Raw genomic sequence first — 12,410 nt, 5'->3', positions numbered from 1 at the left:
TATTAATTTTAAACAATTCTATAAAAAATAATAAAAAAATGACCGCTAGGGTCACTTGGTCAACTTAATGAAATGGTGCGAACGAATGGACTCGAACCATCGACCTCACGATTATCAGTCGTGTGCTCTAACCAGCTGAGCTACGCTCGCAATTATAGTTGCGGAATTAATTATACCGCAACTTTTTGGATTATTAAATAAAAAATTAAAATTAACGTTTTGAGAATTGACGTGAACGACGTGCTTTACGTAAACCTGGTTTTTTACGTTCTTTAACACGAGCATCACGAGTTAACATACCTGCTGGTTTTAGTTTAGCTCTGTATGAATCACTTGCTAATAATAATGCACGAGCAATACCTAAACGGATTGCACCGGCTTGACCACTTAGTCCACCACCACGAACATTAACTGTAATGTCGAAGTTTCCAACTGTTTCAGTTAATGCTAAAGGTTGTGAAGCATCTTGTAAAAATAAATCCGATGCTAAATAAGCTCTTGCATCACGACCATTAATAGTGAATGTACCTTTACCTGGTCTTAAAATAACACGTGCTGTAGAACTTTTACGACGTCCTAAACCACGATATTCGATAACTGATTTTGTAGCCATATTATTTTACCTCTAAACTTTCTGGTTGTTGCGCTTGGTGTGCATGTTCTGGACCTGCATATACAAATAAGTTTTTACGTTGTTTGTCACCTAATTTTGTGTGAGGCAACATACCGTAGATGGCTTTTTGTACAATTGCTGTAGGTTTCTTAATTCTTAACTTAGCAGCAGTGATGCTTTTTAGACCACCAGGATATCCTGTGTGGTGGTAGTAAACTTTGTCTTCTTCTTTGTTAGCTGTTAATACAACTTTTTCAGCATTAATGATAATAACATTGTCGCCCATGTCAGCATTTGGAGTAAAGGTTGGTTTGTTCTTTCCTCTTAAAACTGTTGCGACAGTGGCTGCTAAACGACCTAGAACTTGTCCTTCGGCGTCAACAACGTATCATTTTTTATTTGCGTTTTCTTTGTTTACAATAGTTGTTTGTCTCATTGTTTTCTCCTCAATATTTTTTAATTGGTAAAACCAATTCGTTAACGGGATAATTTTTACTGGATTTCATTCGTCGAACCGAATGGTATATCGATTTAAGCGACACAAGCTTATCTCGGTATAAATAAAAATATACATTAAATCTCCAAAATTAAAAGGAAATTTTTTGGAAAGTTGAATGATATTTCAAATAGTGCAATAAAATTGAATTATGAAAAAACTAAGAGATCATTTCAAAATGTTAAAAAAAATTACTTATTTCGATAATGCAGCACTATGTTTAAAGCCGGATATGGCTATTAAAGCAAGTACAGATTTTTATCTAAAATATTCTGTTAGTGTAAGAACTAACAATGCACCTTTGGGAATCCAAAATATTGCTATTATCAATAGTTTACGTAAAAAAATCTGTGACTTATTAGAGACAAACATTAGCGAGACAAAAATCATTTTTACTTCAGGTACTACTGCGTCATTAAATATGTTAGTTCTAATGCTACAATCAAAACTTAAGCCTGGTGATGAAATTTTATTAAGTTCATTTAATCATTCATCGAATTTTGTTCCATGAATAGAAATTTCCAAAAAAACCGGTGCAAAAATAATAGTTGAAAACGACTTGCATAATAATATTAATAATAAAACTAAAGTTATCGCATTTGCACAAATGAATAACAATTTTAATGTTTCTACGGATATGAAATTAATTAAACAAAAAGCTGAATCGGTTGGGGCAATTGTTGTCAATGATGCTGCTCAGGCAATTGTCTATGAGCCTGTTAGTGCAAAATTTTCAGATGTAATAACTTTTAGTTGTAATAAATTTTATGGTCCAACAGGACTGGGAGTATTAGCAATAAAAAATGATTTATTAAAAAAACTTGAGCCTGTGTTTTTTGGTGGTGGGTCAGTTCTTAACATAGATAAATCATGTACTTGAATTAAAAATGACTCAATTGATTTATTTGAATCGGGCACGGCCAATTTTGCTGGTATTTATATGTTTGATAAAGCGCTAGATTTTTTTAACACTTATTTAGGATATGAAAAAACACAGAAAATCTTGAAAGATTTATCAAATTATGCTTATAAAAAACTATCAAAAATTCCGAATATTCAAATTTATACAAAACCTGATGATCACATTATTTTATTTAATATTAAAGGTGTAGATTCTCACGATATAGCGCACTATTTAGGTACTCAAAATATATATGTAAGATCTGGACTTTTTTGCGCATATTATGTTAGAAATGTGATGCAAGAAAATTCATATGTCAGGGTTTCATTAGGAGTTTATAATAATAAAAAAGAAATCAGGAAACTTGTTGATTCTTTAGAAAAAGGAGGGGACTTCATTGTCATTTAATCAAGAACAAAAACGCCAAATTATTATGGCACATTACTTAACACCAGAATATAAGAAAATAATAGATAATAATAAAATAATCAGACACGGAAAAGCCTGTGCTGATTATCTTGAATTTAGTTTTGAAATTAATAATAATAAAATAAATAATTTATATTTTGATGGGAAAGGTTGCGCATTTATGATTGCTTCTACTGATTTAATTTGTAAAGAACTTAACGGTAAAAGCGTAGACGAAGTGACCAATTTTATTGAAAAATATGAATCTTTTATCAAAAATGGTGGTGATAGTTCAATAGAAAATGAATTGGGAGAGTTAGCAATTTTTAATAATGTTAAAGAACATCCTAATAGATATTATTGTGCAACGTTACTATCGAATGCCCTTAAAGAAGAGTTAAATGTCTAGAATAATTTTTCATATTGATTTTGATTCATATTTTGCTAGTGCGCATCGAGTATTGAACCCCCAGTATGATGGTAAACCCATAGCAATTGGCAAAAATCTTAAGCGGTCGATTGCTTGTTCAGTAAGTTACGAGTTAAAAGCAAAAGGTGTGAAATCTGGGTGACCTAATTACAAGATTTTAGAAAAAGAACCAAGAACAATTTTTATAGAACCAAATTTTGATCTATATATTAATTTGTCAAACAAAATATTTGATTTTCTTGGGGAAAATTACACTAAAAACATTGAGGTCTATTCAATAGATGAGTGTTGGGTTGATGTTACAAATATTACTGATGAAAATAATGCAGTAAATTTAGCAAAATCAATGCAAAAACACGTATATTCTAAATTTCGAATACCTATTTCCATTGGCATTTCTCATAATAAATTTCTCGCTAAATTATCAACTAATTTAGCCAAACCTTTTGGTGTGAAGCAAACCAAAATAATAGATATTAAAGATAGTATTTGACCTTTGGCAATTGATGAATATTTCGGTATTGGTAAGAGTACTTCTCAAAAGTTAAAAGAAATTGGAATCGACACAATAGGCAAATTAGCTTCTCGTGATAAAAATGACCAAGATTTATATGAAATTTTTCGTTCAAGAACTAACCGTTTTATCAATGAGGCAAAGGGTATATTTAATGAAGAATTAAATTATGAACACAATGACTTAAAATCAATAGGAAATGAATTAACATTTTTATCTTTTGATTTAGATGAGCGCGATGAAATATTAAAAATCTTATTTAATTTATGTCAAAAAGTAAGTTTGAGAGCTAAGAATCGTAATACTGTTGGATACGTAATATGTGTTTCGGTGAGAAGCACTACTAAACGATGAACTCGTCAACAAATGACGCTTAATATTCCAACTAATGATAGTGATGAGATTTACTCGAAAGCTAGTTCAATTTTTAATAAGATGTTTAAAGAGAATTTTATTAGAGGTATTGGAGTCAAATTATCTCGTTTAATAAACGAATTTGATGTTGCAAAACCAATATCTTTATTTGAAACTGATGAACATGAAGACAAGATTAAAAAAATTATTAAAAATATAAATTATAAAATGAGAGTAAAATCATTAAAAACAGGTGACGAATTTGAAAGTGATAAAGTGAAAGAAAATATTCAGTCACGTTATTTATGCGAAGATACCGCAAAGAAAGGTTAATTATGAAAATAGGATTATTTGGAGGCAGTTTTAATCCAGTCCATAATGGACATATTAAGATTGCTAAATATGCTTATGAACAATTAGGACTTGATAAGTTAATTTTTATTCCTGCAGCTACTAATCCATTCAAGAAAAAACAAAAAAATGTTAGTGCTCAAGACAGAATTAAAATGATAGAGTTATCAATACAAGGTTGCCCAGAGAATTTTGAAATTTCAGAGTATGAAATTAAGAAAGGTGGAGTAAGTTATACTTACCAAACAATTAGATATTTTGCTCAAAAATACGAATTTGATGAATTGTTTTTTCTAATTGGTTCAGATTGCTTGCCTACTTTACATAAGTGAGAATTTATTGAAGAAATCACCAAGACTGCCAAATTTGTAGTTTTTAAACGAAGCAATAATTTCAATAAAACAAATATTAAAAGATTTAATCTCCTAAAACTTAATAACGAGTTGTATGTAGAATCCTCAACAGCCATCAGAAAAGGTATGTTGTCTTACACTGACCCCAAGGTCAATGCTTTTATAGGCCAAAACAGACTCTTTGCTAAAGAAATTGTGCATTCCACATTAACTGCTTTAAGAGCAAAACATTCAGTGGCTGCTGCAGAATTTAGTGCTAAATTAGCAAAAGCAAATGGTTTAACTTATAATCAAGGATATTTTGCAGGTCTTTTTCACGATATTTGTAAAGAGGTTCCGGAACAAGCGTCAAGAGAGTTTATATCTAGCTTTGGTTTAAATGGTTTTGATAAGATAATTTATCCGCGTCACAAGTTGCACCAGGTTTGTGGTTCATTGTGGGTTAAACATGTATATATGATTAATGACCAAGAAATTGTTGATGCTATTGAGTGTCACACAACATTAAAAAGCAATCTAACTAAATTAGACAAAATTTTATTTATAGCAGACAAAATCTGCGATGGAAGAGCTTTTGGTGGAGTTCAAAAATTACGTCAATTAGCTCTTGATAATCTAGAAGAAGGTTTTAAGCAAGTGGTTAGAGTTAATTATGAATATAATAAATCTAAAGGTGTGGTTTTTGATGCCGAACAGCAAAAAATCTACGATAAATGGATGGAATAGAGATGAAAAAATGGAAGAAATAAGATTACACAAATTTATAGCTCAGGCAGGTTTAGCATCTAGACGCGAAGCTGAAAAAATGATTAAGGAAGGAAAAGTTCTTGTCAATGGCGTGGTTGCTAAATTAGGCGTTAAGGTTACTAAAAATGATAATGTAACAATTAATGGTAAATTAATTGAAAACAAGGTTGAAAAACTTGTATATTATGTACTTAATAAGCCAAAAAAAACTGTATCTAGTTCAAAAGATCAGTTTGGGCGTCAGACAGTGGCTGATTTAGTACCGAATGATTATAGAGTTGTTCCAGTCGGTAGACTTGATTACAACACGACTGGAACAATAATTTTGACGAATGATTTGCAAATAGTGAATGAATTAACTCACCCTAAATATGAAATACCAAGAACATACCGTGCGCGTATTGATGAACCACTTTCACTAAGAAAATTCAGAATGTTAAATGAAGGAGTAATGGTAAATAATAAACTTTCAAAGCAGATAGTTGACCAAGTCGAGCACAAAAGTTATCTAGTAACATTGCACGTTGGTTCATATCATCATGTTAAAAAGCTTTTTGAATCTATTGGTCACAAAGTGATTAATTTAAAGCGTGTATCATTTGCTAATATTAATGTTGATAAAATGCCGGAAGGTACTTATCGGGAATTAACTCTTAAAGAATTAAAAGACTTAAAAAATATTATTAGAATTCAAAAGCAAAAAATGAATAAAAACGAAATAGGGTAATCTCTATTTTTGTTTTCGATTGAATAATGAGTAAATTTAGTAAAAAAAATAGAGCATTGCTCTATTATGCAAATTGTTTTTCATACTCAGCAGCTTGAACAAAAAACTTATGTTCAATTTTTCTGCTTCATGATAATTTGGTTTGGTCGATATTTGGAAGTTTTTTAGTTGTGTAATGTCAAGAAAAACCAAATAAAATCATTGATGAAATTAATGAGTTAACTACGAATGCAATAAGTATTGCGTAATTGCTTCATTCATAACTTCCGGTATAACGGAATATTAACGAACCGATTAATCAGCTTAGTGGTGCAATTATTAGGTAACAAATGAAATTTTCCATTGAGACTGATAATAATGATTTTTCAATATCGTTTGTTCCTTGGAAAAGTAAGACTGATGAAATTGAGAATGACAAAAAGACAATCCTTAACATCATAACTCTCATGAATTTTGCAACCTCATATTTAGTATCATCAGTAGTATTTAAAACTTTAACAATGACTGATTCAGCAGTTGCAGTCACTAAAATATATGACAACACTGCATAAGTTACAGCAACTATTAATGTTCATATATATATTTCTCTACATCTTTTAAAGTCACGTTTTACGTAATTAAATGATAATAGTGATCTTGCACCATCATTTATTCCAAATATTGCCATTACGAATAGGAATAAAACGGGCATACATTTAGCTAAATAGAATTGATAGCTTCCGCTTAAGGAGAATGAAGTTTTGGTAAATAGTAAGTTTAATACCGCAAAAGCTATCGCTGTACCAAAACCACGAACAAACCCACTAGCTCCAAGTAAAAATGTAGGACCCAAAAGTGCTTTATTAAATTTAAATTTAAATAATTTTCTAAAGTCCAATCACGATTTACCTTTTATATTTAAGTAAATTACATATCACACATACATTAATAAGTTGAATGTTCAACCTATTATAGTGGCTACAACACCACCTAAAACACCTTGTTTTAAGACAATAATAAAGACAGCATCAAGCGAAATATTTATAATGTTAGAACCGATTCCAACCCCCATTGTATAAACGTTATACCCTTCAGCTCTAATAAAGTAAGAAAGGAATAAGCTTAAACCTTGAATAATAGTTCCTGATGCATAAATATATACATATTGACTAGCTCATGAAACACTCATATTGTGAGCAGCATCGTAATATGCTTGAAGTAATTCTCTTTCATTAGCGTCTTTTACGACATTAGGGTCAACAATGTTACGACCTGCTAACGAATCTATTAAACCAGACCCAACAAGAGTAAATGAGATCAATGTCGCTAAAAGCGATAGACTAAAGCAAACTCAAAACATAGTTGCTCATAGGTTTTTACCAGTAAATTCATATCCTTTACCAATACATTTCGTATAATAAATACTTGCTCCAACCGGTACCAAAAAAACTATTGAGTTCGAAAATACAATTAATGGTTGAAATGCAGCATTAGCAGTTGAGACTATTAAATTACCGTTGATTTCTGGAATACCAGCCCCGATATTTTTATATTTTTCATATAAAGTATAATATTCATCGTGTGTGATGTGACGGATGTTTAAGGAAGGCAAGAAATTGTAAATTTCTCCAGGGTTAGTATTTGTATCAAAAATTATCTTTGTTTTTGGCACAAATTGTTGAATAAAGATGGTGTCTGCGAACGAATACAATCCAACCATCAAGGCTGTAAGAAGTGAAGGAATAACAACTATTCAAATAGCTTTTTTAATTGGAGTATTGCCAAATAATCTGTTTGCGCGATCTTGTTTGATGTGTTTTCTTTGTTCATTCTCCATATATGAATCTCCTTTCTAATATTTTAAATTTGACGAATAAAAAAAGCAACAATAAATTACTTGATTTATTGGTATTTAATATAAAACGTCGTGAATGATTGTTTTTTTGGATTGTTTATTTAATATTTGCTTTGACAAAAGTCATAACGACGTGTATTTAAATGCATTCTTATTTTATACAAATTATGGAAGCAACGTAAAAATTTTTTGTGAACTTATAAGTCTTATTTAAAGGTTATTCGTAAAATTAAGGAATTTATTTTCTTGTATTTTATTATTTTTTGGCTTATTTTTTTATTATTTTATACATCAATGATAACTTCCTGTTAATTCCGCAATTATTTTTTCAATACATTAATAAATACTTTATAAAAATTAGGAATTTTATTGTAAAATACTTTAAATAAATTATGACAAATGTGAAATTCGAAATTTCAGAGAACGAGGTTGAGATATGAAACGAAAAATAATACAATCTATAGTTGCAACTGCAACAATTTCTGTGGCATCCGTAACCATTTTAGCGATAATTGATTATTACAAAATAAATAACCTAAATTTTATAAATAAACCTAGTGCAATTAAAGATATTAAAAATAGTAAAAATCGGTTTGAAATGGCTAAAAAATATGATAAATATGTTACCCTCAATCAAATAAATAAACTTAAAAAAATAACAGAAGCAAAAAAACAGATTAGGAATTTAGATAGATTAACCGAAGTTGAAATTGAAGAGTTTATAAAGAAAATTGATCCAACTTTGATTATCGATCAAACTAATATTGATGTGGTTGTTGATTCAGCACATTTATTAAATAACTCACGAAGCAAAAATAAATATGATTGATTCAATATTGATAATTTAATGTTTATTGAGAAAAATAAAAAAATATTGCTAAGCAAACAAATGAAGGAATTATTAAATCAAAATTCGAAAGAATTAGATCATTTCATTAACACAATAAAGAAAGAAAATGAAGATAATAAATTAATTGAATTAGAAAAAACCTTGAATCTACTTAAGCAACTAACTTTTTTAACTAAGGAGGATGTTTCTAAATTTAAAATTAGATTATTGCCAAATCTAATAAAAAACAAAAACCAAATAGATAATATTGTCAATGATGCCGAAATTTTAAATTTAAAACGCAAGACAATACGAAATATAAATAAAGCGGTTTCTGTTGTTGGTGACAAATCTAAGGTATTAACTATAAACAAAATTCTGGACAATAAAAATGTAAGTAGTTTAGACGTCACAGTTAACGATTTTTATCTAAATCAAATTAATCAATTAATTAAACTGGCTGAAGACGACCAAAAACCTAGACATGAAATTAAAGAAGCTGTGATTTTGGCTAGACAACAACTTAAAGACCCTGCTCGTAACGTTCGTGAAATATATAATCAATTAGTAGATTCAACAATCAAATTTACAAACAAACCAAATAAACTTGAAGGTGTTAATATTTTTCATGTCGATCCTCCTGTCGGTTTGTTTCGTAATCTTAGAATTAACCCCTCTATATTTAAATACATAAGCGGGCCAAACGCGAAATGAAGTGATCAAGTTCAAAAATATTTAGCTCAAGCCAAGGAATATTATCAAAATAAATTCAACCATTTTATTGAAATAGCAACAGATCCAAGGGTTGTCAATTTAAAAGACAAACATTTTTACGGTTCGTACTTTTACACTATTGTTAATCGTAATGTATTGAAAGATATATATGACTATAACCTAGGAACAAGTTATCTTATTAATTCTGATGTGATTTTAAATTTGGTTGAGACTGAGGCAAAAAAGTCAACAGTAACTAAGGATTTTAATTATATAGACTCAATAAATAAAATAGTGTTGGAATTTTCTAAATGCCACGATCGATCAAGTTATTATCCTGGTATTTTCATGTGAGATAAACGCAACGTACCGGTTTATTATTATAAAAATATCGAGGATAACTACAATCCATCTGTTGGAATTAATAATAATTATAATTTCGTTTTTAATCCGTATTTAAAAGAATTGATTTCCGAACAAGAAATAAAAGATATAAATCAAGCTGTGGATTTTTCGATTAATTTTTTACGTAAAAACAATGTTCAGTTTAGTAATGACAATGTTACTTATGTATATCTGAATGCTATATTTGACCCAAACAACAAAATTAACTATTTGGATAAAATCGAAGATGAAACCGAAAAAAACAACCTAAATAAAGTTTTAAACGAAATAGAGATTTTAATAAAACAAAAATTTGATAAATCCATTTTTAATACATTCCAAAATATTAAAAAAACACTTTTTCCTTCGTATATTATGAATAACAGTTCATTTCAAGAATTGGCACATTATATTTTCACAAATGGAAATTTATATGATTTTTCTTTTCTTTCATTTATGATTGAATACGATCCTGGTTTTGGATATTCAAATGAGTATTATAGAGCACCAACACAACTTTGGAGTTTGGTAGATGATTTACCAATCTCAAATAATTTCGAAATACAAAAAGATAGTTTAAAAAATATCTTTATTGAATTTCATCAGCTTTTAGACACTTTACCATTAAAACTTATGACCCCGGAACAACTATTAAATAAGTTGAAGCAAAATAAATTATATGATTTTATAAGCAAATACCAAATGTTTGTTAATAACTTAGATCATTCTGATTATCGCATTGATGAAAACAGGGACTTAAACACCATTTTATTAGAACTAAAATCATCTATTTATAAATGTAAAGAACTTAATGTTAAAGGAATATATTTTGATGTTGATAAACTTGAACAGTTATTAAAAACAATTGACGAAAATGACTCACGAAATAAGTTAACGCTGCAAATAATAAACCTATTTTTATTAAATGATTTATTGTATAACAAGTATCCATCCAGATTTAATTATAGATTTTTTGGACTTGGTGAGAGAGCTATTAATACAATTACAGATGTTAATATTTCTCGTTTAAATAGTTTATATCCTTTAATAAAAGAAAATATTGAATTATTTAAAAGTGGTAATTATGGTGAGAAAATAAGCCAAAATGAATATTTAAAAAATATTTTGTTTGATGATTTTAATAATATGAGTAGTTCATTTTTAGGAAAAATAACATCAGCTAATAAATCTGAACGGCAAGATATTATCGTGAACTTACTAAGTCATATTGACGATATAATTAAAAAAGTTTCCGCCATTCCTGATTTAAAAGTATTAAAAACACAATTAGATGAAAACAAATCTATTATTCAAGAAATTGTTAAAAAAATTGATAATGAGACTGATTTGTCATTTAATTACAAAGTTAGATTAGACGCATTAAAACCGATTTCCGACGCCGATTTTTACGATGAGCTATCCAAAAAAGGAAGAGAATACATAAGATTGATGGTGGCCGTTGCACCATTTGGATCTTACGGTTATAGCATAAATGAATTTATTGAGTTATTTACCGAATATAATAAAAACAATTCTGATAATGTAATTCTCAACTCTCTATTCGCCGATAAAAAGTATGGTTTTATACAAAAATATGGTGAATCGGATACATTGTACTCTTCTTCTCATCATTATTTTAACGATTATGTATCTGCCGAGTGAAAAAGTGAATGAGATTCAAAAAAACATCTATTAGACCAGTTCAAAGATGATATACATATAGGTCGTAGCGACAATAACAATTATGCTAATAGTATTTCCTTATCAGAATCAAACAAGAATAAATTTAGAGACTTAAATAGTATGGTAAGTAATATATTTGATTCATTAAAAAGTAAATTATTCAATACTTTCATTAGTCATTTTAAAATGGATGAATCAAAAGATAAATTCGATCTTAATAAATTATCAAAATTTTCCAACTATTCCGACTATAGTAATGTAACAATAGAAAATGTTAAAAATAGATATGACAAAGTTTATAAATATTTGTCAAATATTATCTACAATGTACTATTACAAGTTGATGGGAATGTTTTGAAAAAAATAGGTGATGAATTTGGATGGGACATTTATAATAAACAATTATTTTTGTTTGTGACAATGAATATTGCACAAAATTACGATAAAATCAAGGATGTTTTAGACAAACTTGTGATGTTTATCAATTCTCTTACTGTTGAGATGACTGATACTGAAGTAAATAGAGCTTTAAATATGTTTATTAATAACAATCGCGAATTTATTAAAAGCAAAATTGAATCCTTAGACAAGTTGAATTTTGCTTCTGATTAAAAAAATCTTTTACTATAACAAGGTAAAAGATTTTTTTTAATGTTATATGATGCAAATAAATTTAAATAGTTTCATAAATAATTTTATGAAACCAAGAACTTTGGTTCTGGATTTCATAATTATTAAAAAATGCGTAAAAAAGTAACGCTCCATAAATGGCTAGTATATCAAAACAAAAAAATACACAAAATAATCACGGATATTGAAAATACGAAAATAAAATCAAATTAATCACGAAACTAAGATTATTTAGATAAAGTAGATAATGTAACTAAACTTTAATGCAATAAACTCTTTAATGAAAAGTAATTTGATGAACAAACCGGCTTTAATGAGGGTGAAAGAACAAGAGAAGTTAAGAATAGTGGAAACAGTTTATATTAGAAAATCATGACAAAATATGGCGGATAATTACTATTTCAATTCTGAGGGATAGAAATGGACGAACCAAATATAAATA

9 protein-coding genes and 1 tRNA gene are annotated in these 12,410 nt (G+C 28.6%); 6 read left to right on the top strand and 4 right to left on the bottom strand.

Features of this window, described 5'->3' with window-relative positions:
• Positions 1 to 73: 73 nt before the first annotated feature.
• The 3 genes from KQ878_RS00415 to rplM form a co-directional block, all read right to left on the bottom strand.
• Positions 74 to 150: transfer RNA gene (locus KQ878_RS00415), tRNA-Ile, on the bottom strand.
• Between the two features lie 61 nt (positions 151 to 211).
• Positions 212 to 613 carry a 30S ribosomal protein S9 gene (rpsI, locus tag KQ878_RS00410; protein ID WP_171111130.1) on the bottom strand — a complete coding sequence of 134 codons (402 nt, stop codon included), beginning with the start codon at positions 611 to 613 and terminating at the stop codon, positions 212 to 214.
• Between the two features lies 1 nt (position 614).
• Positions 615 to 1,049: a 50S ribosomal protein L13 gene (gene rplM, locus KQ878_RS00405; protein WP_171111128.1), complete on the bottom strand. Its 435-nt coding sequence runs from the start codon at positions 1,047 to 1,049 to the stop codon at positions 615 to 617.
• A 211-nt stretch (positions 1,050 to 1,260) separates the two neighbouring features.
• On the opposite strand from rplM, the gene KQ878_RS00400 reads away from it, so the two are divergent.
• Genes KQ878_RS00400 through KQ878_RS00380 form a run of 5 tightly spaced genes read left to right on the top strand, consistent with a single transcriptional unit; the run spans position 1,261 to position 5,894 of the window.
• Positions 1,261 to 2,418 (top strand): aminotransferase class V-fold PLP-dependent enzyme, encoded by a 1,158-nt coding sequence (locus KQ878_RS00400; RefSeq protein WP_216567720.1) that lies wholly within the window; start codon positions 1,261 to 1,263, stop codon positions 2,416 to 2,418.
• Positions 2,408 to 2,827 (top strand): iron-sulfur cluster assembly scaffold protein, encoded by a 420-nt coding sequence (locus KQ878_RS00395; RefSeq protein ID WP_246778271.1) that lies wholly within the window; start codon positions 2,408 to 2,410, stop codon positions 2,825 to 2,827. Before KQ878_RS00400 ends, KQ878_RS00395 begins: the two co-directional genes overlap by 11 nt.
• Entirely contained in the window at positions 2,820 to 4,049 is a 1,230-nt protein-coding gene (locus tag KQ878_RS04305; RefSeq protein WP_216567719.1) for a Y-family DNA polymerase, read from the top strand. The genes KQ878_RS00395 and KQ878_RS04305 overlap by 8 nt, the downstream gene beginning before the upstream one ends.
• Positions 4,050 to 4,051: 2 nt before the next feature.
• The gene (locus tag KQ878_RS00385; protein WP_216505118.1) at positions 4,052 to 5,146 is read left to right on the top strand and encodes a nicotinate-nucleotide adenylyltransferase; all 1,095 of its coding nucleotides are present in this window, start codon (positions 4,052 to 4,054) and stop codon (positions 5,144 to 5,146) included.
• A complete protein-coding gene (locus KQ878_RS00380; protein ID WP_246778270.1) occupies positions 5,106 to 5,894 on the top strand; it encodes a pseudouridine synthase in 789 nt (262 codons plus the stop codon). The genes KQ878_RS00385 and KQ878_RS00380 overlap by 41 nt, the downstream gene beginning before the upstream one ends.
• Before the next feature lie 64 nt (positions 5,895 to 5,958).
• Here the strand turns inward: KQ878_RS00380 and KQ878_RS00375 are convergent, their stop codons facing one another.
• A complete protein-coding gene (locus KQ878_RS00375; RefSeq protein WP_216567718.1) occupies positions 5,959 to 7,710 on the bottom strand; it encodes an MATE family efflux transporter in 1,752 nt (583 codons plus the stop codon).
• 454 nt (positions 7,711 to 8,164) lie between these two features.
• Between KQ878_RS00375 and KQ878_RS00370 the strand changes: the two genes are divergently transcribed.
• On the top strand, positions 8,165 to 11,950 hold the full coding sequence (locus KQ878_RS00370) for a hypothetical protein (protein ID WP_216567717.1): 3,786 nt from the start codon (positions 8,165 to 8,167) through the stop codon (positions 11,948 to 11,950).
• The last annotated feature ends 460 nt before the right edge of the window (positions 11,951 to 12,410 follow it).

The sequence above is a fragment of the Mycoplasma zalophidermidis genome, assembly GCF_018913985.1.
Lineage (GTDB): Bacteria > Bacillota_I > Bacilli_A > Mycoplasmatales > Metamycoplasmataceae > Mycoplasmopsis > Mycoplasmopsis zalophidermidis.
This window is presented reverse-complemented; position numbering and strand designations above follow the sequence as displayed.